General features: G+C 62.0%; 24 protein-coding genes. 14 read left to right on the top strand and 10 right to left on the bottom strand.

Annotated elements, in window-relative coordinates; genetic code table 11:
* Positions 1–96 precede the first annotated feature (96 nt).
* Positions 97–453: a RidA family protein gene (locus tag GYM54_RS11530; RefSeq protein WP_181104683.1), complete on the bottom strand. Its 357-nt coding sequence runs from the start codon at positions 451–453 to the stop codon at positions 97–99.
* A complete protein-coding gene (dadA, locus tag GYM54_RS11535; protein ID WP_181104685.1) occupies positions 428–1,726 on the bottom strand; it encodes a D-amino acid dehydrogenase in 1,299 nt (432 codons plus the stop codon). The genes GYM54_RS11530 and dadA overlap by 26 nt, the downstream gene beginning before the upstream one ends.
* A gap of 149 nt (positions 1,727–1,875) precedes the next feature.
* Between dadA and GYM54_RS11540 the strand changes: the two genes are divergently transcribed.
* The 4 genes from GYM54_RS11540 (at position 1,876) to GYM54_RS11555 (ending at position 6,299) form a co-directional block, all read left to right on the top strand.
* Positions 1,876–2,364 carry an Lrp/AsnC ligand binding domain-containing protein gene (locus GYM54_RS11540; RefSeq protein WP_181104687.1) on the top strand — a complete coding sequence of 163 codons (489 nt, stop codon included), beginning with the start codon at positions 1,876–1,878 and terminating at the stop codon, positions 2,362–2,364.
* 94 nt (positions 2,365–2,458) lie between these two features.
* Complete coding sequence (locus tag GYM54_RS11545; RefSeq protein ID WP_181104689.1) at positions 2,459–3,769, top strand: FAD-binding oxidoreductase; 1,311 nt, start codon at positions 2,459–2,461, stop codon at positions 3,767–3,769.
* A gap of 59 nt (positions 3,770–3,828) precedes the next feature.
* Positions 3,829–5,379 (top strand): phospholipase D family protein, encoded by a 1,551-nt coding sequence (locus tag GYM54_RS11550; RefSeq protein WP_181104691.1) that lies wholly within the window; start codon positions 3,829–3,831, stop codon positions 5,377–5,379.
* 173 nt (positions 5,380–5,552) lie between these two features.
* On the top strand, positions 5,553–6,299 hold the full coding sequence (locus GYM54_RS11555; protein WP_131651458.1) for a hypothetical protein: 747 nt from the start codon (positions 5,553–5,555) through the stop codon (positions 6,297–6,299).
* Positions 6,300–6,311: 12 nt separating this feature from the next.
* Here GYM54_RS11555 and GYM54_RS11560 read toward each other — a convergent pair whose 3' ends face one another.
* From GYM54_RS11560 to GYM54_RS11570, 3 genes are all read right to left on the bottom strand, one after another.
* Positions 6,312–6,836 (bottom strand): DUF962 domain-containing protein, encoded by a 525-nt coding sequence (locus tag GYM54_RS11560; protein WP_181104693.1) that lies wholly within the window; start codon positions 6,834–6,836, stop codon positions 6,312–6,314.
* A 117-nt stretch (positions 6,837–6,953) separates the two neighbouring features.
* Entirely contained in the window at positions 6,954–8,522 is a 1,569-nt protein-coding gene (locus tag GYM54_RS11565) for a methyl-accepting chemotaxis protein (RefSeq protein WP_197445239.1), read from the bottom strand.
* Positions 8,523–8,728: 206 nt separating this feature from the next.
* Positions 8,729–10,246 (bottom strand): 3-hydroxyacyl-CoA dehydrogenase, encoded by a 1,518-nt coding sequence (locus GYM54_RS11570; RefSeq protein WP_197445240.1) that lies wholly within the window; start codon positions 10,244–10,246, stop codon positions 8,729–8,731.
* A 143-nt stretch (positions 10,247–10,389) separates the two neighbouring features.
* On the opposite strand from GYM54_RS11570, the gene GYM54_RS11575 reads away from it, so the two are divergent.
* Together GYM54_RS11575 and GYM54_RS11580 are read left to right on the top strand one after the other, a co-directional pair.
* Positions 10,390–10,836 (top strand): PaaI family thioesterase, encoded by a 447-nt coding sequence (locus tag GYM54_RS11575; protein ID WP_197445241.1) that lies wholly within the window; start codon positions 10,390–10,392, stop codon positions 10,834–10,836.
* Positions 10,836–12,170 carry a hypothetical protein gene (locus GYM54_RS11580; protein ID WP_197445242.1) on the top strand — a complete coding sequence of 445 codons (1,335 nt, stop codon included), beginning with the start codon at positions 10,836–10,838 and terminating at the stop codon, positions 12,168–12,170. The genes GYM54_RS11575 and GYM54_RS11580 overlap by 1 nt, the downstream gene beginning before the upstream one ends.
* Before the next feature lie 8 nt (positions 12,171–12,178).
* On the opposite strand, the gene radC is transcribed toward GYM54_RS11580, so the two are convergent.
* Positions 12,179–12,853, bottom strand: a complete 675-nt coding sequence (gene radC / locus GYM54_RS11585) for a DNA repair protein RadC (protein WP_197445243.1) — start codon at positions 12,851–12,853, stop codon at positions 12,179–12,181.
* Positions 12,854–12,969: 116 nt separating this feature from the next.
* Between radC and coaBC the strand changes: the two genes are divergently transcribed.
* From coaBC to argB, 4 genes are all read left to right on the top strand, one after another.
* Complete coding sequence (coaBC, locus tag GYM54_RS11590; protein ID WP_197445244.1) at positions 12,970–14,178, top strand: bifunctional phosphopantothenoylcysteine decarboxylase/phosphopantothenate--cysteine ligase CoaBC; 1,209 nt, start codon at positions 12,970–12,972, stop codon at positions 14,176–14,178.
* A 6-nt stretch (positions 14,179–14,184) separates the two neighbouring features.
* On the top strand, positions 14,185–14,640 hold the full coding sequence (dut, locus tag GYM54_RS11595) for a dUTP diphosphatase (protein WP_197445245.1): 456 nt from the start codon (positions 14,185–14,187) through the stop codon (positions 14,638–14,640).
* A gap of 1,227 nt (positions 14,641–15,867) precedes the next feature.
* The gene (gene algC / locus GYM54_RS11600) at positions 15,868–17,259 is read left to right on the top strand and encodes a phosphomannomutase/phosphoglucomutase (RefSeq protein ID WP_197445368.1); all 1,392 of its coding nucleotides are present in this window, start codon (positions 15,868–15,870) and stop codon (positions 17,257–17,259) included.
* 15 nt (positions 17,260–17,274) lie between these two features.
* Positions 17,275–18,174, top strand: coding sequence for an acetylglutamate kinase (gene argB, locus GYM54_RS11605; RefSeq protein WP_181104703.1), 900 nt, complete (start codon positions 17,275–17,277; stop codon positions 18,172–18,174).
* Positions 18,175–18,234: 60 nt separating this feature from the next.
* Here the strand turns inward: argB and GYM54_RS11610 are convergent, their stop codons facing one another.
* Complete coding sequence (locus GYM54_RS11610) at positions 18,235–18,798, bottom strand: DUF4124 domain-containing protein (RefSeq protein ID WP_131651447.1); 564 nt, start codon at positions 18,796–18,798, stop codon at positions 18,235–18,237.
* 337 nt (positions 18,799–19,135) lie between these two features.
* The gene (pyrE, locus tag GYM54_RS11615; RefSeq protein ID WP_131651446.1) at positions 19,136–19,777 is read right to left on the bottom strand and encodes an orotate phosphoribosyltransferase; all 642 of its coding nucleotides are present in this window, start codon (positions 19,775–19,777) and stop codon (positions 19,136–19,138) included.
* A gap of 83 nt (positions 19,778–19,860) precedes the next feature.
* Between pyrE and GYM54_RS11620 the strand changes: the two genes are divergently transcribed.
* Positions 19,861–20,640: an exodeoxyribonuclease III gene (locus GYM54_RS11620; RefSeq protein ID WP_181104704.1), complete on the top strand. Its 780-nt coding sequence runs from the start codon at positions 19,861–19,863 to the stop codon at positions 20,638–20,640.
* Between the two features lie 84 nt (positions 20,641–20,724).
* Here the strand turns inward: GYM54_RS11620 and GYM54_RS11625 are convergent, their stop codons facing one another.
* Positions 20,725–21,093 (bottom strand): DUF4870 domain-containing protein, encoded by a 369-nt coding sequence (locus GYM54_RS11625; RefSeq protein ID WP_181104706.1) that lies wholly within the window; start codon positions 21,091–21,093, stop codon positions 20,725–20,727.
* 16 nt (positions 21,094–21,109) lie between these two features.
* The gene (gene rph, locus GYM54_RS11630) at positions 21,110–21,832 is read right to left on the bottom strand and encodes a ribonuclease PH (protein ID WP_181104708.1); all 723 of its coding nucleotides are present in this window, start codon (positions 21,830–21,832) and stop codon (positions 21,110–21,112) included.
* 221 nt (positions 21,833–22,053) lie between these two features.
* On the opposite strand from rph, the gene GYM54_RS11635 reads away from it, so the two are divergent.
* The 3 genes from GYM54_RS11635 (at position 22,054) to rpoZ (ending at position 23,992) form a co-directional block, all read left to right on the top strand.
* Positions 22,054–22,917, top strand: a complete 864-nt coding sequence (locus GYM54_RS11635; RefSeq protein ID WP_197445246.1) for a YicC/YloC family endoribonuclease — start codon at positions 22,054–22,056, stop codon at positions 22,915–22,917.
* Positions 22,918–22,996: 79 nt separating this feature from the next.
* The gene (gene gmk / locus GYM54_RS11640) at positions 22,997–23,617 is read left to right on the top strand and encodes a guanylate kinase (protein WP_197445247.1); all 621 of its coding nucleotides are present in this window, start codon (positions 22,997–22,999) and stop codon (positions 23,615–23,617) included.
* Between the two features lie 111 nt (positions 23,618–23,728).
* Entirely contained in the window at positions 23,729–23,992 is a 264-nt protein-coding gene (gene rpoZ / locus GYM54_RS11645) for a DNA-directed RNA polymerase subunit omega (protein WP_131651441.1), read from the top strand.
* Positions 23,993–24,034 lie beyond the last annotated feature (42 nt).

Below are 24,034 nucleotides of genomic sequence, written 5' to 3' on the forward strand. Positions count from 1 at the left end.
ATCAAGCGCGAAAAACAATGCCGCTATGATGGCGAGGGCGTTCAGTATTTTCAACACATCAAATGGAATGAAGGGACTGACGGCGACAGGCGAAATTTACTCCGGCAGCGCCGCCACGACCGACAGCTCGACGAGGATTTCCGGCTCGCACAGTTTGGCTTCGACAGTGGCGCGTGCCGGCGCGACGCCGTCGGGCAACCACTGGTCCCAGACCGCATTCATGCCGGCAAAGTCGGCGTCGATGTCCTTGAGGTAGATGGTCACCGACAGAATGTGCTGCTTGTCCGTACCGGCCTGACGCAGCAGGCGCTCGATGTTGTCCAGCGTCTCGCGCGTCTGCTGCTCGACGCCGGCACTCATGTCCTCGCCCACCTGACCGGCCAGATAGACGGTGTTGCCGTGGATGACGATCTGGCTCATGCGTACATCAGTGTGCAGGCGCTGTATGGGCATGCTTGCGCGTCTCCTTGGTCTTGCCGTAACGGGAAATATCCAGCCCATTGGTGCTGATCTGGGTGCGCCTGGAGGCCAGCAGATCGGCAAGCAGGCGACCGGACCCGCAGGCCATGGTCCAGCCCAAGGTGCCGTGGCCGGTATTGAGGAACAGGTTGCGATAGGCCGTGGCGCCAATGATCGGAGTGCCGTCCGGCGTCGCCGGACGCAGCCCGGTCCAGAGTTCCGCGCTACCCGGATCGCCACCCAGCGGAAACAGATCACCGACGACCATTTCCAGGGTTTCGCGCCGACGCGGATTGAGCGACAGGTCGTGACCGGCAATCTCGGCCATCCCACCCACCCGGATGCGCTGATCGAAACGGGTGATAGCGACCTTGTAGGTTTCATCTAGCACCGTGGATACCGGAGCCATGGTCGGGTCGCTGATCGGCACGGTGAGTGAGTAGCCCTTGAGTGGATAGACCGGAGCGCGGATGCCCAGCGGCTTGAGCATTTGCGAGCTGTAGCTGCCCAGCGCCAGCACATAGCGATCGGCGGTTTCCAGCTTGCCGTCAATCCACACGCCGTCGAGGCGGTCGCCGGAATATTCCAGGCGTTGAATGTCCTGATTGAAGCGGAACTCCACACCCAACTCACGTGCCATCTCGGCCAGCTTGGTGGTGAACAGCTGACAATCGCCGGTCTGGTCGTTGGGCAGGCGCAGCGCGCCGCTGAGTTTGTCGGCCACCTTGGCCAGCGCCGGCTCGGCACGGGCGATGCCGGTGCGATCGAGCAGTTCGTAGGGCACGCCGGATGCTTCCAGCACGGCGATATCCTTGGCGGCATTGTCCAGCTGCGCCTGGGTGCGGAACAGCTGAGTCGTGCCGCATTGCCGACCTTCGTAGTCGATGCCGGTTTCGGCCCGCAGCTCGTCGAGGCAATCCCGACTGTATTCGGACAGCCGCACCATGCGCTCCTTGTTCACCGCATAGCGCGCCGCCGTACAGTTGCGCAGCATCTGAGCCATCCACAGGTATTGCTGGATGTCGCCGGTGAGCTTGATCGCCAGCGGTGCGTGCCGTTGCAGCAGCCATTTGATGGCCTTGAGCGGCACGCCGGGCGCAGCCCAGGGCGAGGCGTAACCGGGCGACACCTGCCCGGCGTTGGCAAAGCTGGTTTCCATCGCCACGGCCGGCTGACGGTCAACGACCACCACTTCGAAGCCGGCGCGAGCCAGATAATAGGCACTGGTCGTGCCGATCACTCCACCACCCATCACCAGAACACGCATCGCTGCCTCCCACCCGTTTGCTGCCGGGCTTTTTCGAGTCACTGTTGATGCGGAGTATAGAAAGCGTCGACTAGTGGTTTTCCCCATATAAACGGCTATCTTTGCGTTTTATTCACGTCTAAAACGCTTTTCTTGGAGGCGATAAACCTATGCGAACCAAGCATCAGACCCGTCGCGAGCTGGACAAGATCGACCGCCAGATCCTCCGTCTGCTCCAGGCAGAAGGCCGCATGCCCTTTACCGAGGTGGGCGAACGCATCGGCCTGTCCACCACGCCTTGCACCGAGCGGGTCCGCCGGCTGGAGCGCGAGGGCATCATCATGGGCTACACCGCGCGACTGAACCCGCAGCACCTCAAGGGCGGGCTGCTGGTGTTCGTCGAGATCAGCTTGGCCTACAAATCCGGCGATATCTTTGAAGAGTTCCGCCGCGCCGTGCTGAAGCTGCCGCACGTCTTGGAATGCCATTTGGTGTCAGGCGACTTCGATTACCTGATCAAGGCGCGCATTTCGGAGATGGCCTCTTACCGTAAATTGCTCGGCGACATCCTCCTCAAGCTGCCGCACGTGCGCGAATCCAAGAGCTATATCGTCATGGAAGAGGTGAAGGAGTCGCTGGAGCTGCCGGTGCCGGAATAGCAGCTTCATGCTTTCCAGCTTCTAAGCTGCTTTTTTGCCCCGCAACCACCCGCCGGTCTACCCTTGAAACAAGCCATCAACTCAAGGTTCGTTCATGCACACCCGCCAAGCGGCCATTCACAGCGAAGATCACGCAGCCTCTTATTACGCAGCCAGCGTCAACCAGCGGCTCGCCCTGTCACGCCTGGAAGGTGAGCAGGTTGCGGACGTCTGCATCGTCGGCGGTGGTTTCAGTGGGCTCAACACAGCTATCGAACTGGCCGAGCGCGGCCTGTCGGTGGTGCTGCTGGAGGCGCACCGAATCGGCTGGGGCGCCAGCGGGCGCAATGGTGGCCAGTTGATTCGTGGCGTTGGTCATGACGTCGAACAGTTCCAGTCGATAATCGGCGCTGAAGGCGTCGACGAACTCAAGCGCATGGGCTTTGAGGCGGTCGATATCGTCCGCCAGCGTATCGAGCGCCATGCCATCGACTGTGATCTGACCTGGGGCTATTGCGATCTCGCGACCAAGCCGCGACATGTCGAGGGCTTCGACGCCGATTACGCCGACCTCATGCGCCTGGGCTATCCACATCCGCTACGCCGCGTGGCGAAGGATGCCATGCGCGAGGTGATTGGCTCCGATCGCTACGTTGGCGGGTTGGTGGATATGGGCTCGGGACACCTGCATCCGCTCAATCTGGCGCTCGGGGAAGCCGCCGCCGCGCAGTCGCTGGGCGTACGCCTGTTCGAACAGTCGGCAGTCACGCGAATCGATTACGGTCACGAGGTGCGCGTGCATACCGCGCACGGCAGCGTCCGCGCCGGACAACTGGTGCTCGCCTGCAACGCTTACCTGCGAGGATTGAATCCGGAACTCGCCGGCAAAGTACTGCCAGCCGGCAGCTATATCATCGCCACCGAGCCGCTGCCCGAGGCGCTGGCCCATGAACTGTTACCGCAGAATATGGCGGTCTGCGATCAGCGGGTAGCGCTGGATTATTTTCGCCTCTCGGCCGATCGGCGCTTGCTGTTCGGCGGCGCCTGCCATTATTCCGGGCGCGACCCGCAGGACATCGCCGCCTATATGCAGCCGAAGATGCTCGAGGTGTTTCCACAGCTGCGCGGCATCGGCATCGATTTCCAGTGGGGCGGGATGATCGGCATCGGCGCCAATCGGCTACCTCAGATCGGCCGACTGCCCGATCAGCCTAACGTGTACTACGCCCAGGCCTACGCCGGCCACGGGCTGAACGCCACCCACCTTGCCGGGCGACTGCTTGCCGAAGCCATCAGCGGCCAGGTTCAAGGCCGCTTCGATCTGTTCGCACGCGTACCGCACCCGACTTTCCCTGGCGGCCAGCGGCTGCGCTCTCCGCTGCTGGCATTGGGCATGCTCTGGTACAGGCTCAAGGACCAGTTCTGAATTTCACCGTTGCGCTGACGTCCAATCGTCATGGAACCCTAACAACGAAAAGGTGCTCCTTGCGCAAACATCTGGTGTTCGTGGCGATGCTGTTGCTGGCAGGCTGCGCCGGGCAGCTGGTTACCGCACCCACGAGCCACGCCCTGCCAAGCCAGGATTCGGAACTGGCACGGCGAATTGAAGCGTTGGCCGTCGACCAACCGTCCGGGCATTCGGGCTTTCGCCTGCTGTCTTCGAGCGCCGAAGCCTTCGCCGCTCGAGTCAGAATGATCCGTGCAGCCCAGACGAGCCTGGACGTGCAGTACTACATCGTCCACGACGGCCTCAGTACCCGTGCATTGATCGACGAAGTGCTCAAGGCTGCCGATCGCGGCGTCAGGGTCCGGTTGCTGCTCGATGACACGACCAGCGACGGCAGCGACTATCAAATCGCAACCCTGGCAGCCCACCCGAACATTCTCATCCGCGTTTTCAATCCCCTGCATGTCGGGCGCAGCAACATCGTTACCCGCACTGTCGGTCGACTACTGCATCTTTCACTGCAGCATCGGCGCATGCATAACAAGCTGATGTTGGCCGATAACAGCCTGGCCATCGTCGGCGGGCGTAATCTTGGCGACGAATATTTCGATGCCGAAAAAGGCTTGAACTTCACTGACATCGATCTGCTTGGCGCCGGGCCGGTGGCCCGGCAGCTGGCGACCAGCTTCGATCAGTACTGGAACCATGGTCTCAGCGTCCCCATCCAGCATTTCCTGCGCAGTCCACCTAGCGTCGCGGCGCTGGACGAAGCGCGCCAGCAGATCGTGGAGTACCTGCAAGCGGAGCGCCAGCGCACTCCGCAGCGCTACCAGAGGCTGATGGCAGAACTGGACGGGCCGCCTCTGGCGCAGTGGCTGCAGGGGCTGATCTGGGCGCCCGGCGAAGCCATGTGGGACCACCCGGACAAGATCACCGCCGACGGCATTCCCGACGAGCACCTGCTGCTGACCACCCAGCTGCAGCCAAGCATGGACGCCGTCACCCGCGAGATGACGCTGATTTCCGCCTACTTCGTCCCCACCCAGGACGGAGTGGACTACCTCACGCACCACGCCGAAAACGGCGTGGCCATCCGCATTCTCACCAACTCGCTGGAAGCGACCGATGTCCCTATCGTGCATGGCGGTTACGCACCCTATCGTCGCGAGCTGCTCGAAGCCGGCGTGCGTTTGTTCGAGCTGCGCCGGCAGCCTGACCAAGAGGCGTCCTACAACCTGAGCGGTGAGTCGGAATCGAGCCTGCACAGCAAGGGCGCAGTATTCGACCGGCAGGAAGTGTTTCTCGGCTCGTTTAACTTCGATCCGCGTTCGGTTCTCTGGAACACCGAAGTCGGCATCCTGATCGAGAGCACCGAACTGGCCGGGGAAGTCCAGCGGCTGACACTTGAAGGCACCTCGCCGGCGGTAAGTTACGAGGTCCGACTGGTCGAGCTCGACGGTGAAAAGCAGTTGGTCTGGATCGCTGAAGACGAGGGCCGGCGCAAGGTACTCCTGGATGAGCCCGGTGGCGCCTGGCGGCGTTTCAACGCCTGGTTCAGTCAGTGGATCGGGCTGGAACGGATGCTCTGAGCGACCTTTGCGACATATCTAGGTTGCAAGGTATTTCCGCCAATCTACCCAGCGAAACCGCCGCCTCGCTTGCTTTCGCTTCTCGCCATGGTACCAAGGTGCCATCGGCAGCTAGGCTGCCGCACCGATGCCGAATACGGCACTGCTTCTATAAAAATAAAAAGGAGCGCGACATGCATCATCGTAAATGGATATTGATGGTGATTGTGCTGGCGAGCTGGTTCCCAGCGCTGCTCAATTCCGCCCAGGCTCAATCCTTCACCGCTCTGGAAAGCATGCAGATCCATGCCAACCGTGCGGCCAGCAGTCTTCTGCTCTACCGCGGCGAAGGTTTTCAGAAAGCCCATCTGGCGAGGATGGAAGGCGACCTCAAGGCACTAACCGACACGCTGAACAGCTTCCCCGCCGCCAGTAACAAGCTGCGCGAGCTGCATCAGACATTGCAGGCCACACTGCGCGAAGGGGCTGGCTTCGGTTACGAAGAAGACGACATGCCCTGGGGTTGGCCGCTACAGATGAGCAAGGCGCTACGCGACTTCCTCAGCGAGGTACGCAGCCAGCAAGGCGCTGACTTCCGCGCCGAACTGCCAGCCAAGGTGGAATACCTGACCGTTCAGTACCTGAGCCGCGCCTACGTGGGCTCCTTCGAAACGGCTCGCGAACAACCGGACACCTACCTTGGGCAGGACGAGCGGCACCTGGTGCCCTCCATCGATGAGCAACTCGCCGCCCTGGACAGCCAATCGAATCCAGCCATCGCCAAGCTGAAGACCCGCTGGGATTTCCTCAAGGTGGCGCTCGAAGACATGAACAGCGGAAACAACAGCTTCAATACCGCGTCTGGCCGGCCGTTCGCGCCGATCATGGTGGACCGCCATGCCCGCAGTCTCAGCGATCAGTGGATGGCGCTCGTTCCCTGACGGTGCGCCAGGTCAGGCATCGATCGGGCGCTGACGCAGCCGTACCGGCCCGACTCGCGCCTCGATGGCCTGACGCAACGGCTCGCGCAAGCCGAGCATGAACCCCAGTTCAGCCGCGACGAATAGCGGCCCGATGATCAGCCCGGTGAGATCGTCGACGAATGCGGGCTTGCGACCTTCGTAGTAATGCCCGACGAATTGGATGATCCAGCCCACCACGAACAATCCAACCCCCGCGCTCAGCCAGATGGCGGTCGTCTGCTGCGCCAGCTGCGCACCGACCCAGACGCAGAGCAGCAACACCACCCCCATGAGCGCGCCGAAGCGGAAGTCCAACCGCAGATAGAACAGCGCCGACGCCAATGCGACCAACGCAACCGGGCTCAGCCAACGTCCAGAAACCTCCACGCCGGGACGCGACAGCAACACCGCGACGGCCAGCACGATCATCGGAATGCCAATGAAATGGCTGAGCAGGTTGCGCGGGTCGCGGTGATAGGCAGCGTACTGCGCCAAGTGGTCGGTCAGGGTTTTCATAGGGCGAGCTCCAGATGCTGTCCGGCAAGCTTAGCCAGCTTGTCGATATGCGGGGCGGCAACCCGTGGTGGACGAGTGCCAAAGGTCAAGGCGCTTGTGCCAACGCACCATTGCCCGCTAAGGCTCGGGGCGATAGCCCAATCGCAGGCCACCCCAATGTCGGCCGCCCACCATGATCGGCACCGAAAGGTCATGCATCAACTCACCGGTGTCGCGGCTATAGGTTTGCAACAGCACCTTGCGCTGGTGGCTGCCACAGCGCCCGCCGGTGCGGTCATTGAACAGCCGCTTGCTGCGACTCTTGACCTTGTCGACCTCCGGATCGCCGACCGGAGGCTGGCTGAAGGCGCGGTTGTGGGTCGGCACGTAGCCATCCGGCGTAGTGGCGATGGCATAGATCAGAGCATCGTTACGCTCAAGCAACGGCTCCTGAATGGCCGGCAGGACTTCGTCGGCATAACGATCGAAGCGAGTGCTATAGCGGATCGGATTGGTCCCCGGCTGCGCTTGGTAATTGCGATCGAAAAGATCATCGACCGTCAGCCGACCGGCTTGCAGATCCGCCTCGAAGCGCGCACCGATAGCCGCCGCGCCCTCTCGTGCCAGATCGAAGATGCCCTGGTGATAGTCGTCGAGCTGCACTTCGGCGAGCTGCTCGCTGACTGTTTCCGCCTGGCCGACGAGCTTCTCTGCAGACTGCTCCAGCTGACGGGTTTGAGTCTCACTCTCCAGCACGTCACCACGCAGTTGGTCCAGTGCTACGAAAAGCTGCGCGAGTCGCTCGTGATTGTTGGCGGTACCGGAGGCAATTTCCGCCACCTGGGTTTCGACATTGCCAGCCAGATCGGCAATACCGGTGAGCTGGGCGCCGGTGCCTGCAATCTGCTCGGCAGCTTCGTCGAGTTCGCTGGCCTGTTTCTGGATATGGCTGACCACTGCCCCGCTCTGCTCGCGGATATCACTCACCATCCGTCCGACCGCTTCGGTGGCGCTGCTGGTGCGCCCGGCGAGGTTGCGCACCTCATCGGCGACCACCGCGAAGCCGCGGCCGGCCTCCCCGGCACGCGCGGCCTCGATCGCCGCGTTGAGCGCAAGCAGGTTGGTCTGGCTGGCGATGGACTGGATCACATCTGTGATCTGACGTATCTCTTCAGTGCGCGCAGAGAGCCCGTCGAGCAGCTCGCGACTGGCTTCGGTCTGTGCGCTGAGCCGCTGCATGCGTTCGATCGCATGCTGCAGTTCGGCTCGACCGCTGACGCTGCTGCGCCGCACCGCTTCGGCGGCCTCAAGTGCATGGCCCGCGCGACTGGCGCTGTCCTGCTCGGTCGCGGTCATCGCCTCGGCGCCATTGGCTATCTCGCTGATCGCCGCCAGCTGCGATTGCAGGCGTGCCGCCAGTTGCTCGGCACTGAATGACACTTGAGCCGCCGACAGAGCGTTGTGGCAAGTGTGGCGCGAAAGGCTTTTGCTCAGCGCAGCAGAGCTCTGGGCATTGGCGTCGCCTGGACTAGGCGGATCCGTCTGGACGCGCCACGGACCTAACCAGGGCCATAGGCTGAGCAGCAATATCGAGAGGGCGGTGAGGTAGAACGGCAGCTTCATCCACTCAAGGAAGGACAAAAGCGCCAGGAGCGAGACCGCGTGCAACAGGCAGACATTGGGGTGTAGGCGGAAGGCAGGGCGCATCGATGGCCTCTTGTTTTCATCCGGTAACGAGCGAGTTGTACCCCTCTTGGCCACCAATGAACATAACTCCTTGGTAGCAACTGGCCTTTATCAAGCGGCATGGACAGTACGTCACGCCGCCCGGCATCCGGGTCTACCGGGTTAACGGCAGCACGTTGCCAACCTTAAGCCGCCCTCTCAAGGCCGATTGAACGCTCCGGATACGTTCAGCGCGGCGCATCCGGCGCGGTCAGCGGCAGCCCAAGCTGTACCCGCCGCCGCAGCCATGGGCTCGGACGATAGCGTGGCTCGTGGCCGTAGCAGGTCTGCATGCCTTCCAGAATCGTGAGGATTCGTGCGGGATTGTAGTGATTGGCGAATTCCAGCGGCCCCTTCGGATAGCCGAGCGCAACCGTCACGGCGCGATCGAGCGTATCCGGTGATGCGATGCCCTTCTGGGCAATTTCGCAGCCGAGGTTGACGATGCTGGCAATGATGCGCTGGCTGACGAAGCCCGGTGAGTCGTTGATCACCTCTACCGGCACGCCATCCGCACCCAGCGCCTGGCGCGCCTGCGCTTCCAGCGCCGGATCCAGCGCGGGCTGGCGCATCAGCACGCGGCGCTTATCGAGGTCGCTGAACGGGTCAAGAGCAATGGTACGCACGGCCGGTAGCGCCAGCCGCTCGATATAGTTACTGGCGTCCTCGCCCAACGGCGTGATCAGGCAGATCGCCTGGCTCGACGGATCGACGCCGTCTTCGAGCACCGCGCCGGCCTGTTGCAGGACCGCGCCAATATGGCTACGCAGTTCGGGCTCGATGCTGTCGAGCCAGAACGGTCGATCGAGGGTCACCGGCTCGAAGCGAGGCTCCGGCGAGCGAATCTGCTGACCATTCTCGTAGCGGTAAAACCCCTGCCCGGTCTTGCGCCCGAGCAGCCCGGCGGCCACCCGCTGCGCAGCGAGATAGGACGGCGTATAGCGCGGGTCGTAATAGAACTGGTCGTGCACCGACTCCATCACCGCATGGGAAATGTCCAGTCCGGTCAAATCGAACAGTTCGAACGGCCCCATGCGGAAACCGGGACCGTCGCGCAGGATGCGGTCGATCTGCTCCGGCGTGGCAATGCCCTCGCTGAGGATGCGTTGTGCCTCGGTGCCGTAGGCCCGGCCGGCGTGGTTGACCAGAAAGCCGGGCGTGTCGGGTGTGATTGCTGGAAAGTGACCGGCATGCTCGGCCAGCTGCACCAGCCGCTCGATAACCGCAGGGTCGGTGCGCTCGCCGCGAACCACTTCGACCAGCTTCATCAAGGTCACCGGATTGAAGAAGTGGTAGCCGGCTACCCGCTCGGGCCGCGCGCAGGCACTGGCGATGCGAGTCACCGATAGCGACGAGGTATTGGTCGCGAGCACGGCGTCGGCGGCGATCAAGCCCTCCAGTTCGACGAACAGGCTCTGTTTGGCCTCGAGGTTCTCGACGATGGCCTCGACCAGCAAATCGCAGCCGGCCAGTTCGGTCAGCTGATGGGCCGGCTGCATGCGCTCCAGAACCGCAGGCAATTGATCGGCACTCAAGCGACCCTTGGCTACGCTGCGCTCGAGCAGTTCACAGTTGAATTGCAGCGCCTGCTCAATGGCTTCGGGACGACTGTCATACAGCCAGACCTGCTGACCAGCGCTAGCAAATAACTGCGCGATGCCGCGCCCCATGGCGCCAGCGCCGATGATGCCGATACGGGAAAACATACGAACCTCCTCGATGAAGATAGCGTTGCGACTGTTCGGATCCACCTTTAAAATTCCGCAGTGCGGAATAACATTTCGCCTTGATTGACCCAGAGCCTAAAGACTGCCAGTCTCCTTAGCAAGCCATCGTCGACCGAAACGCCATGTCCACTTCTTTATATTCACCTGCGCAATTGCAGCAGGTTCAGGCCTCCGTTACCGGCTTCTTCCAAGACATCGGCTGCCAACTGCTGGCTTACGGTCCGGAGCACGCCGTCCTCGCGCTGGATCTGCTGCCGCGCCACCTGAACAATGCTAGCAACATGCACGGCGGGGTCATGGCGACGCTGATGGATGTCGCCATGGGGTTGTGCGGCACCTGGGAGCCGGACCCGGCCGAGCGCCGCGTCGCACTGACACTGTCCATGAACATCAATTTCAGCGCGCCCGCTGCTGCGGGCTGTCAGGTCAGGGCAATTGCCTGCTGCCGCTCGGCCGGGCACAAGGTATTCATGGCCAGCTGCGATCTGCTGGATGACCAGGATCGGTTGATCGCGTTCGGCGAAGGCGTGTTCAAGCGTGGCGCCCTGCGTCGTGAGCTGCCGGCCTAATGAGCGTGTTGCTGCCACTGGCGCTACTCTTCGAACTACTGGCGCTGATCACCCGACTGCAGCCGCTGAGTGTCGCCAGCGGCATCTTGCTGGCAGTGTTCTTCGTCTGGCATTGGCGTTCGCTGATGCCCTACCCGCGACGGCTGGCCATGGTCACCCTGGCTCTACTCGGTTACTGGTTGCTGTCCGGCGGGGCGAACTGGCAACAGGCTGCGCGCATGTTGTCATCGGCGGCTTACTACGCAGCCTTCATTGGCGCCCTTGGTCTGATGCACTGCCTGGTCAAGCGGCTTCGGCAGCTCAGCGACCTGCATCGCCTGTTGCTGGCGGGACCACGCGCGTGGCTCTATCCCGGTTACCTGATGAGCACCTTCGCGATCAGCTCGGTGCTCAGCTTCGGCATGCTCAATCTGATTTGCGGCTCGCTGGAAAACCACCTCGAACGTCGTGCCTACAGCGACGCCCAGCGCCACGAGGGCCGGCGCGGAGTAATGGTCACCGCGCTGCGCGGCTTCGCGCTGGTGCCGCTGCTGGCGCCGACCAGCGTCGCCGTCGCCATCCTTACCCGCGAGCTGCCTGGCCTGAGCTGGAGCGCACTGCTGCCGTTCGGGCTCATCGGCGGCCTGCTCCTGTTGCTGTTCGGCTGGCCGACCGAAAACCGCCGCCTACAACAGTTGGCCGACCAACCTGTGGTCGATCCCTCGACGCAGTCTGGCGGCAGCTTGCGCGGCCTGTTCATCGGTAGCCTGATCGGCATCGTCTTGATCGCCGTGCTGGCCGCGCTGACCTGGCTTTCCGCCACCCAGGCCGCGATGCTGCTGGTCCCGCTCTCGGTGGTCGTCATCCTGCTCTGGCAACGAACAGCGCCGCGCCAGGTGTTCCGCGAGGTCAACGATACCCTGCTCGGCATGCGCAACGAGACGTTCATTTTCGCCAGCTCTGCACTGCTCGCCGGGCTGGTGGCGGCGATCTTGCCGGTGCATCACCTGGCCGATCACCTCGGCGATACCCCGCTCGCTCTGTTTGCGGTGGGCGCGGTGGGCACCCTGGCGATCATGGCGCTGGCGCTGCTGGGAGTCGCCCCGCTCATTTCGCTGAACCTGTGCGCGGCGCTGCTGGCACAGCTGGCGAGCCAGGGCCTTGCGGTGTTGCAGCCAGCAGTGGCGCTGCTATTCGGTTTCTCCCTGGCGATGCTGCTGTCGCCTTACGGGCCCTCTGCATTGTTACTGGCGCGCCACGCCCAGCTATCGCCCTGGCGCATCGCCGTTGGCTGGAATGGGCGTTTCGTGCTCAGCGTGCTCATCCCGCTGCTGCTGGTACCGCTGCTGGCCTGAATGACGGCTCACATCCAGCCGTATTCGGCCATGGACAAGGGCTCGCCATCGCCAACGATGAAATGGTCGAGCACCCGCACATCGATCAGCGCCAGCGCATCGCTAAGCTTGCGGGTCAGTTGCCGGTCGGCCTGACTCGGCTCGGCGACGCCGGAAGGATGGTTATGAGTCAGGATCACCGCCGCCGCGTTCTGCGCCAGCGCGCGTTTGACGACCTGCCGCGGATAAACGCTGGCACCATCGATAGTGCCGTGAAACAGCACCTCGAATGCCAGCACGCGATGCTTGGCGTCGAGAAACAGGCAGGCGAACAGCTCATGCGGTTCATGCCGTAACCGCGCCTTGAGGTAGTCGCGTACCGCCTGCGGGCTTTCCAGCGCCGAATCGCGACGCATGCGCTCGGCCAGGTGCCGGCGCGACATTTCCAGTACGGCCTGCAGCTGGGCGAACTTCGCCGGCCCTAATCCAAGGTGATCACTGAACGACTCAAGCTCGCTTTCCAGCAGCGCGCGCAGGCTGCCGAACTCGCTGAGCAGATGCCGGGCCAGATCCACGGCGCTCTTGCCGGCCACGCCGGTGCGCAAAAAGATTGCCAGCAGCTCCGCGTCGGAAAGAGCCGCCGCGCCGTGTTCCAGCAGTTTTTCTCGCGGGCGTTCCGCCGCAGGCCAGTCACGAATGCTCATGTCACCTCCATGTCGAGCGCGCGCCGCTCTAGGGGCGCTGTGCTATCTTAGCGGCCTTTTAGCCACGGTATCCGGCTCCCCGCCGGAACCAGTTCTCACCGTAACAAGGCAGGCCTATGCAGCGGCTTTATCGTAAACGCATCGTCCTGGGCGTCGGCGGCGGCATCGCCGCTTACAAGAGTGCCGAGCTGGTTCGCCGGCTCCGCGACCAGGGTGCCGAAGTCCGCGTGGTAATGACCAGCGGCGGTCGCGAATTCATCACTCCACTCACCCTTCAGGCCCTTTCCGGCCATCCGGTTCATCTGGACCTGCTCGATCCGGCGGCCGAAGCCGCCATGGGACATATCGAGCTGGCGCGCTGGGCCGATCTGGTGCTGATCGCCCCCGCTACGGCGGACCTCATGGCACGCCTGGCTCAAGGCGTCGCCAATGACCTACTGACCACCTTGGTGCTGGCCACCCACGCGCCGGTCGCGCTGGCCCCGGCGATGAACCAGGCGATGTGGGCCGATCCCGCGACCCAGGCGAATCGCGTTCTGCTGCAGCAACGAGGCATTCGCATGTTCGGCCCCGCAGCGGGCAGCCAGGCCTGTGGCGACGTCGGAATGGGTCGGATGATGGAGCCCGACGATCTGGCCCAAGCCGCCGCCGATTGTTTCGAGCGCAGTCTGCTGACCGGGCTACATCTGTTGATCACCGCCGGCCCGACCCAGGAAAACATCGATCCGGTGCGTTACATCACCAATCACAGCTCCGGCAAGATGGGCTTCGCCCTGGCTGAAGCGGCCGCCGAAGCGGGCGCGCGCGTGACGCTGGTCGCCGGCCCAGTCTTCCTGCCGACACCCGACCGCGTGCAGCGCATCGACGTGGTCAGCGCCCGCGACATGCTCGCCGCCTGCGAAGCGGCGATGCCTTGCGATCTGTTCATCGCCGCCGCAGCCGTTGCGGACTACCGTCCAGAAGTAGTCGCGCCGCACAAATTGAAGAAGGATCCCACTAAAGGTGACGGCCTGCTTCTGCAGATGGTGCGCAACCCGGATATCCTCGCCACGCTGGCCGGTCGCCAAGATCGCCCCTTCAGCGTCGGCTTCGCCGCCGAAACAGAGAATCTGCTGGAATACGCCACGCGCAAGCTGCGCGACAAGAATCTCGATCTGATCGTCGCCAACGATGTGGCCAACCCTAGCATCGGCTTCAACAGTGAAGAAAACGCCGTCACGGTCATCGATCGCCAGCAGCACGAAACCCGTTTCAGCCAGGCCAGCAAAGGGCACATCGCCCGCCAGCTGATCGCCTTCATCGCCGACCGTTTCCACAAGGCCTGACCGACCATGCACAAGCTCCAAGCAAAGATTCTCGACCCCCGCCTCGGCCGGGATTTTCCCCTCCCTGAATACGCCACCAGCGGCTCCGCCGGGCTTGATCTGCGCGCCATGCTGCAAGTGGACACCACACTCGAGCCAGGTCAGACCCTGCTGATTCCCACCGGCTTGTCGATTCATATCGCCGATCCGAATCTGGCGGCACTGGTGCTGCCGCGCTCGGGGCTTGGCCACAAGCACGGCATCGTGCTCGGCAATTTGGTCGGGCTGATCGATTCCGACTACCAGGGCGAATTGATGGTCTCCTGCTGGAACCGCGGACAGACTTCTTTCAGCATCGCGGTTGGCGAGCGCATCGCGCAACTAATGCTGGTGCCGGTCATCCAGGCGCAGTTCGAACTGGTGAAGGAATTCGACGACAGTGACCGCGGCACCGGCGGCTTCGGGCACTCTGGCAGCCATTGAGCCAGCCGTTTTCAGGACCATCAGAGGAGCCCCATGAAACGCTTCAAGCGCACAGCCAAGGACACCGGCATTCTTAACCCGGCCGACACCGTACCCGCTCAGCCGCGTCGTAACGCTGGACTGAAGATGCTCATGCCCGGTCTGCTGCCGGGTTTGCTGGGGCTTGCGACGGCCGGCGCGCTGCTCTGGGTCGCCCATCAGTCCAATCAGCGAGAACATGCGTCCGAACTGGCCCAGGCCTGGGGCCAGAGTCAAGCCTCGGCAGTGGAACAAGCCCTTCGCCAATTGGCCGACGATGCTCGCTCAACCGCCAGCGATCCCCAACTGCTCGACGCCCTGCGCAGCGAACAGCCCGACCAGCTGCGCGCCGTCGAGCGTGAATTGAGCTACCGCGACGGGGTGGTCGATGCGCACCTCAGTCTACGTGGCCAGGCTCGGCAAAATCCCAATCGACCCGGCCCGCTGAATTTCGCCGCCCTGGACTTGTTGCAACGCGCCGAGAATGGCCAGCCGCCGATGCCCGAGGCGTTCAAGGTCGGCAATCGCTGGCTGCTGTACAGCGCCGTGGCGTTGCGCCCGGACCCGCAGCAGCCCGTGGTGGGCACCTTGTTGCTGGTAACCACTCTGGAACGCGCCCTGTCGACCCTGCCGATACTGCCTGACGAAGCCGGACAGTTCCGCCTAGTCCAGCAATTCAGCAATGCACCAGCGCAGCTGCTCGCACAACGCGGCGGTAACGGTGTGGAAAGCGACGCGATTGCCCTGCCTTCCGCCAATCCCAACTGGAAGCTCAGCTTCCTGCCCGGCGCCGAGTCCAGCACCGCGTCGGCATCTCCTTTCTTATTGCTCGCCGCCGCGCTGGCGGCACTGTGCGGCCTCCTACTGGGCTTGCAGCTGGTACTGAGTACCCAGCAGCGGCGGCTTCGCGAAGATGTCATGCACTTGGGACAGGTGATCCAGGAACTCTCGACTGGCAAGGCCATCAAAACACCGACTTTGAGCCTGCCGGCGCTCGACGCGCTGGCCAAAAGTCTGGCCCGTCTGCCGCTGCGAACCGCCGGTACGGCGCCGACCAAAGCCACGGCGGTACCACAGCCGGCGGCCCGGCAAGCCCCATCCAACGAGCACGTCGATCCGCTGTTCCAAGACACCGATATTCTCGACATAGACATTCTCGACGAGGACCAGGACTGGCTTGGCCTCGACACCAAGGAGCGAGAAACCGCAATGAGCGCCCCGAAAGCCCCTCAACTGCCCACCAGCATCTTCCGCGCCTACGACATCCGTGGCGTAGTCGGCGACACCCTGACCAACGAAACCGCCTATTGGGTCGGTCGCGCGGTTGGCTCTGAGAGCCTGGCTCAGGGCGAACCCAATGTATCGGTCGGCCGCGATGGCCGCCTGTCCGGCCCGGAGCTGGTCCAGCACCTGATTCAGGGCCTGGTGGACAGTGGCTGCAGCGTCAGCGACGTCGGCATGGTGCCGACTCCGGTGCTCTACTACGCAGCCAACGTGCTTGCAGGCAAATCCGGAGTGATGCTGACCGGCAGTCACAACCCGCCGGACTACAACGGTTTCAAGATCGTCATCGCTGGCGACACCCTGGCTAATGAGCAGATCCAGGCGCTGCGCCAGCGCATTGAGACTGGCAATCTCGCAGAAGGCGTCGGCCAGGTTGAGCAGGTCGACGTGCTGGCAAGCTATTTCAAGCGCGTCCGCGACGACATCGCGCTGGCCAAGCCACTCAGAGTAGTGGTCGACTGCGGCAACGGCGTCGCCGGCGTGATCGCGCCACAGCTGATCGAAGCACTGGGCTGCAAGGTGATCCCGCTGTTCTGTGATGTCGACGGCAACTTCCCCAACCACCATCCGGACCCGGGCAAGCTGGAAAACCTCGAAGACCTGATCGCCAAGGTCAAGTCCGAAAACGCCGACCTGGGCCTGGCCTTCGATGGCGACGGCGACCGCGTCGGCGTGGTGACCAATGCAGGCACCGTGGTGTACCCCGACCGCCTGCTGATGCTATTCGCCAAGGATGTGGTCTCGCGTAATCCCGGCGCTGACATCATTTTCGACGTCAAATGTACGCGGCGCCTGACGCCATTGATCAGCGGTTACGGCGGTCGTCCGGTGATGTGGAAGACCGGCCACTCGCTGATCAAGAAAAAGATGAAGGAAACCGGTGCGCTACTGGCCGGCGAGATGAGCGGCCATGTGTTCTTCAAGGAGCGCTGGTACGGCTTCGACGACGGCATCTACAGCGCCGTACGCCTGCTGGAAATTCTCAGCCAAGACAAGCGCACTGCCGAGCAGGTCTTTGCCGCCTTCCCCAATGACATTTCCACGCCCGAGATCAACATCAAGGTCACCGAGGAAAGCAAGTTCACCATCATCGAAGCGCTGCACCGCGATGCCCATTGGGGCGAAGCCAACATCACCACGCTCGATGGCGTGCGCGTCGATTATCCGAAAGGCTGGGGTCTGGTGCGCGCATCCAACACCACTCCGGTGCTGGTGCTGCGTTTCGAGGCCGAAACAGAGGAAGAACTCAAGCGCATACAGGAAGTCTTCCGTGCACAGCTTTATACTGTCGCGCCTGATCTCACCCTGCCGTTCTGATTTGCGGAGCCCTGCATGACCCTCAGCCGTGAAGCTGCCACCCAATTCGCCCAGGTCCTGTCCGAAGCGCTGCCCTACATCCGCCGGTTCGTCGGCAAGACGCTGGTGATCAAGTACGGCGGCAACGCGATGGAAAGCGAGGAGCTGAAAACCGGCTTCGCCCGCGACATCGTGCTGATGAAAGCTGTGGGCATCAACCCGGTGGTGGTCCACGGCGGCGGCCCGCAGATCGGCGATCTGCTCAAGCGTCTGAATATCGAAAGCCAGTTCATCGACGGTATGCGGGTCACCGACAGCCAGACCATGGATGTGGTGGAGATGGTGCTTGGTGGCCTGGTCAACAAAAGCATCGTCACGCTGATCAACCAGCATGGCGGCAGCGCCATCGGCCTGACCGGTAAGGATGCACGCCTGATCAGCGCGAAGAAGCTCAAGGCGACCCGGCAGACTCCCGGCATGAGCCAGCCGGAAATCATCGACATCGGCCAGGTCGGCGAAGTCACCGGGGTCAATGTCGGGGTGCTGGACATGCTGGTGCGAGGCGACTTCATTCCAGTCATCGCACCGATCGGCGTCGGTCCCGACGGTGAGTCGTACAACATCAATGCCGATCTGGTCGCGGGCAAGGTGGCCGAAGCGCTCAAAGCCGAGAAGTTGATGCTACTGACCAATATCGCCGGCCTGATGGACAAGCAGGGCAAGGTCCTCACTGGACTGACCACTACGCAGGTCGACGAACTGATCGCCGACGGCACCATTTATGGCGGCATGCTGCCGAAAATCCGCTGTGCACTGGACGCCGTCCAGGATGGTGTCCAGAGCGCGCACATTATTGACGGTCGCGTACCCAATGCGGTGCTGCTGGAGATCTTCACCGATATCGGTGTCGGCACTCTAATCACCAACCGCAAGTAACACCGGACCGCCAACAAAAAACCCAGCGTTTCATGAAAATGCTGGGTTTTTTATGCATCGCTATTCGGATTGACCGAGCAATTCGGCGACTCGTTGGCGCTCCTGAGCGAAGCGGGCTTCCGCGTGCTTGCGGGCCCGCTGATAACGCTCGATATCACGACGCAAGCTAGCCTGTTCCCTGCTGAGGTTGTCGATCTGCTTCAGCAGCGGCTTAGGCACCTCACGACCGGCACGCTCATGCCCTGCCGCCTGACTTTGCAGGTTGGCCTGCTGGGTGCGCAGCGACTGCAGATTGCTGCGCGTGATGCCGATGACGCTGTCGAGCTCCGAAAATTTTCGCACCTGTGCTCGCTCGACATCCCTGACACTGGCGTACAGGCGCAGCAGTTGAGCATCCGAGCTGGCACGAGCCTGGGCCTCGAGCAGGCGCTGGCGCTCTTCGGGGGTTGGCGCAGGTGGCACCACCCGAGTCACGCGCCCCTGATCGTTGAGGACCTCATATCCCTTGCCGATATGCTGGGGCGGGACGCCGTGGCGATCGAGCACCACCACTCCCTTGTCGTCGACATAGCGATACAGGTCGGCCTGAGCAGCGGCAGCGCCCAGCAAGCCCAACAGCAACATCAACCTGTACCCTATCTGCATACATTCGCCTCTTCTTATTGACGCGCTCGGCTCAGCCACTCGAAACGCCCATTTATATTTGGACAACGCAGCTTATACAAACCGGCCAGACTGAACAGCAATAAGCACACCAACAAGGATCCAGGCGTACAGAAACAGCACCGCAGCGACCCCGCGGTGCCATATCAACGGCGCTAAGTGAAATTTCTTTTGAAGCGCGACACAAAACGATCGTTATTCGTCAGTTGCTGACATAAAACAGAACATCCAGCTCAGGCCTTACGTCCAACAACGGACTACGCGACGATCAACTGGCTGATTGTCGAACAAGCCGCACTCAAATCCCGTACTGATCCCGGTAAGCCTCTACGGCCGGCAAATGCCGCTTGAGTTGTTCATCCTGAGCCAGGAAGTCCAGCACCTGAGCGAGGGAAACGATGCTCACCACCGGCATATCGTAATCGCGCTCCACTTCCTGAATGGCCGATAACTCACCCTGCCCACGCTCCTGCCGGTTGAGCGCGATCAGCACGCCAGCGGCCTGTGCGCCTTGCGCACGGATGATTTGCATGACTTCGCGAATGGCCGTTCCGGCAGTAATCACATCATCGACGATCAGTACCCGGCCGTTAAGCGGCGATCCCACCAGGGTGCCGCCTTCGCCGTGATCCTTGGCTTCCTTGCGGTTGAAGCACCAGGGCAGGTCGCGTTGGTGATGCTCGGCCAGCGAAATAGCCGTCGCTGCCGCCAGCGGGATGCCCTTGTAGGCCGGGCCGAAGATGACGTCGAAATCGATGCCGCTTTCGACGACCGCAGCCGCGTAGAAACGACCCAATTGAGCCAGCGCCGATCCGGTATTGAACAAGCCGGCGTTGAAGAAATAAGGACTGGTGCGCCCGGATTTCAGAGTGAATTCACCGAAGCGCAGAACGCCGCGTTCGATGGCGAAGCGAATGAAGTCGCGCTGGTACGCCTGCATGAAGAATATTCCCGGAAGACACTGGTTTAGCTAATGCAAAGAGCTTGGGTTATCATACACGCACGTGTTTTTAGGGGCCATTTATGCGGATTATCAGCGTCAACGTGAATGGCATTCAAGCGGCGGCACAGCGGGGACTTCTCAGCTGGCTGCAAGCGCAGAATGCCGATGTCATCTGCCTGCAGGATACCCGCGCCTCCGTAGTAGAACTTGACGATCCGGCCTACCAGCTCGACGGTTACTTTCTCTATACCGTCGACGCGGAAATTCCAGAACAGGGCGGCGTCGCGCTGTATTCCCGACTGCAGCCGAAGGCCGTGATCATGGGACTCGGCTTCGAAACCGCTGACCGCTATGGCCGTTATCTACAGGCCGACTTCGATAAGGTCAGCATTGCAAGTCTATTGCTACCAACTGGCCGCGGCGGTGACGAAGACCTGAACCAGAAATTCAAGTTCATGGACGACTTCGCCCATTATCTGGACAAACAACGTCGTAAGCGTCGCGAATACATCTATTGTGGCTCGTTGTATGTCGCTCATCAGAAGCTGGACGTGAAGAACTGGCGCGATTGTCAGCAGTCCACCGGCTTCCTCGCGCCGGAACGTGCCTGGCTCGACGAGATATTCGGCAACATGGGCTATGTCGATGCGCTGCGTGAAGCCAGCCGAGAAGGCGACCTGTACAGCTGGTGGCCGGATACCGAGCAAGCGCAGATGCTCAACCTGGGCTGGCGCTTCGATTACCAGATACTGACCTCGGGCATGCGCCGCTTCGTGCGCAACGCCCGCCTGCCCCGTCAGCCACGCTTCTCCCAGCACGCCCCGCTGGTAGTGGACTACGACTGGACGCTGAGCCTCTAAGCTGCAAGCGAGTCAGCATGGAAGCTGACGCCGAGACGCCTCTCAACTTCCCGTATCTATTAAGCTCAAGCTTGAAGCCTGCCGCTACCTGACGAGCCGCCAGCAAAACGGGTAGCGATAAGGCTTGCCCTCGTTGGCGCGAATGCCGGCAATCACCACCAGCACCAACGCCACCGCGCTGATCAGCGCCATCAGTGGGAAGCCGATCAGAATCCAGGCGAGCACTCCGCAGATCATCAGCAGAATGCTGAACGTGATCTGGAAGTTCAGGGCTTCCTTACCCTGCTCGTCGACGAAGGGGTCCAGGTCTTTTTTCAGCTGCCAGACGATCAACGGCCCCAGCACATTGCCGATCATCGGCACCAGAAACCAGAAGAACGCCGAGTAATGACAGAACATCGCCCATTGCCGCGCTTTCGGCGAGGGCTGTGGAATCAGCTCTTGATCAGACATGGCGTTCTCCTTCTACTCAGTCGGCGAGTGCCGCCGACTGCAATGCAAATAGCTCTTTTATGCCGTCTTGCGCCAGCGCCAGCATGGCGTTGAGCTCCGCCGGCTGGAACGGTGCACCTTCGGCCGTCCCCTGCACCTCGATGAAGCCACCGGCACTGGTCATCACGACGTTCAGGTCGGTTTCGGCCGCCGAGTCCTCCAGATAATCGAGGTCTAGCACCGGCTCGCCCTGGTAGATGCCGACCGAAACCGCAGCGACCATTTGCTTGAGCGGATCACCACCTTTCAACCCGCCGCGCTTTTTCAGCAGCTTCAGGGCATCGACCAGCGCAACCATCGCACCGGTGATCGAAGCTGTACGAGTGCCGCCGTCAGCCTGAATCACATCGCAATCGATGTAGATGGTGTTCTCGCCCAGCTTGCTCATGTCCAGCGAGGCCCGCAGCGAGCGGCCAATGAGTCGCTGAATTTCCAAGGTGCGTCCGCCCTGCTTGCCCCGACTCGCCTCGCGCTGATTACGCTCGCCAGTGGCTCGCGGCAACATGCCGTATTCGGCAGTAAGCCAGCCCTGCCCCTGGCCCTTGAGGAAGCGCGGTACGCCGTTCTCGATGCTGGCGGTGCAGATCACCTTGGTATCACCAAACTCCACCAATACCGATCCCTCGGCATGCTTGGTGTAGTTGCGGGTGATGCGGATCGAACGCAGCTGGTCGGCGGCGCGGCCACTGGGACGCTTCATGGGACAATTCCTACTTCATGGATTCGGGTGCCCGGCATTATAGGCGCCTTTGATGCGGAGTTACGCGGCCAGTCGGCTGATCGGCCAAAGCGCTGAAGTTGACTGACCAACAACCAACGCCACGCGGGGTCGTCGCGCTGGCCCATATCGCGCCTCATGCGTCTTCGCGCCGTTTTGATTTACAATCCTCCGCCTTTCGCATCGTACCGAGGGCTACCGCAATGATTCACAGCATGACCGCCTTCGCACGTGCCGAGCAGGCCGGCGCTCACGGCACCCTCATCTGGGAGATCCGCTCGGTAAACCATCGCTATTTGGAGCCGCACCTGCGCCTGCCCGACACCTTCCGTGATTTGGAGGGCTCTGTTCGTGAGGCACTGCGCAAGGGACTCTCTCGCGGCAAGGTCGAATGCACGCTGCGCTTTGCCGAGGACGCCACGAGCCGCTCGATGCAGGTGGACAGCCATCGCGCCAGCCAGCTGATCGCCGCAGCGGAAAGCGTCGCGGCACTGATCAAACAGCCGGCACCGATCAATCCTTTGGAAGTGCTGTCCTGGCCGGGCGTGCTGGTTGGTGATTCAGCCGACCCTCAGGTGCTGAACAACGCGGCCCTGAAGCTCTTTAACGCCACCCTGACGGAGCTGAAGAATGGCCGCCAGCGCGAGGGCGAAGAGCTTGCCCGCCTGATCAACGAGCGCCTCGACGCCATCACCGAGGAAACCGCCACGCTGCGCTCCCAGGTCCCGCAGATGCTTGCCGCGCAGCGGCAAAAAATCCTCGACCGCTGCGCCGAAATGCGTACCGAACTAGACCCTCAACGCATCGAGCAGGAAATGGTGCTGCTTGCGCAAAAAAGCGACGTGGCCGAGGAACTGGATCGTCTCGGCACCCATGTCAGCGAAGTGCGGCGAGTGCTGAAAGCCGGCGGCGCCGCTGGTCGGCGTCTGGACTTCCTGATGCAGGAACTCAACCGCGAAGCCAATACGCTCGGGTCCAAGGCGTTCGACACGCGCAGCACCCAGGCAGCGGTCAACCTCAAGGTGCTCATCGAACAGATGCGCGAGCAGGTTCAGAATATCGAATAGCAACCACACCTGGCGCAGGATGCGACCGTCGCATATCCGTTCCGCCGGGCTTCATCAGGCAACAGCCCCAGAGAAATTCATGTCAGCCTCAACCGGTACGCTCTACATCGTTTCCGCGCCTTCCGGGGCCGGCAAGACCAGCTTGGTAAAAGCGCTGCTCGACGCGCAACCACAGGTTCGAGTCTCGGTTTCGCACACCACTCGCCCCGTGCGTCCGGGCGAGGTGGATGGTGTCAACTACCACTTCGTCAGCCGAGAAGAGTTTCTCGAACGGCTGCAGCACGATGAATTCCTCGAGCACGCGGAAGTCTTCGGCAACCTCTACGGCACCTCCCAGCGTTGGGTCGAACAGACCCTCGACGAGGGTTACGACCTGATTCTGGAAATCGACTGGCAAGGTGCCCAGCAGGTCCGCCGACTGATGCCACAGGCCAAATCGATCTTCATCCTGCCCCCTACTCAGGAAGCGCTCCGCCAGCGCCTGACCAACCGCGGCCAGGACAGCGACGAGGTGATCGACAAGCGCATGCGCGAGGCTGTCAGCGAGATGGCTCACTACGTTGAATACGATTACCTCGTGATCAATGATGACTTCGCTCATGCATTGATCGATTTACAGGCGATCTTCCGCGCCAATCAGTTGCTGCAAAGCGCGCAACAAAAGCGCTTCGAGGGTTTGCTCAAGGAGTTGCTGGCTTAGGGCTGAAAGCTGCTTTTCGCTTTTACCGCTTCCCTAACAGCTGGTGATTTTTTAGACTATCCCGTCCGCTCGCCCACTCGGGCACGCTTTACGAATTTGATGAGGAACACCATGGCCCGCGTTACCGTTGAAGACTGCCTGGACAACGTAGATAACCGCTTCGAGCTGGTCATGCTCGCTACCAAACGCTCGCGCCAGCTGGCAACCGGCGGCAAGGAGCCTAAAGTGGCCTGGGAAAATGACAAGCCGACGGTGGTTGCGCTGCGTGAAATCGCCTCCGGTCTGGTGGATTACGACGTCATCGCCCAAGACGACATCGTCGACGACGAGCCGTTGTTCGTGCAGTACGAGGAAGAGCCCAACGAGGCCATCTGATTAAATGCCAGGTCGAAGTCGAGCCGCCAATACGGAGCCGCC

Origin of the sequence: Pseudomonas sp. MTM4, from assembly GCF_019355055.1 — a bacterium.
In the GTDB taxonomy this organism is placed as follows: domain Bacteria; phylum Pseudomonadota; class Gammaproteobacteria; order Pseudomonadales; family Pseudomonadaceae; genus Stutzerimonas.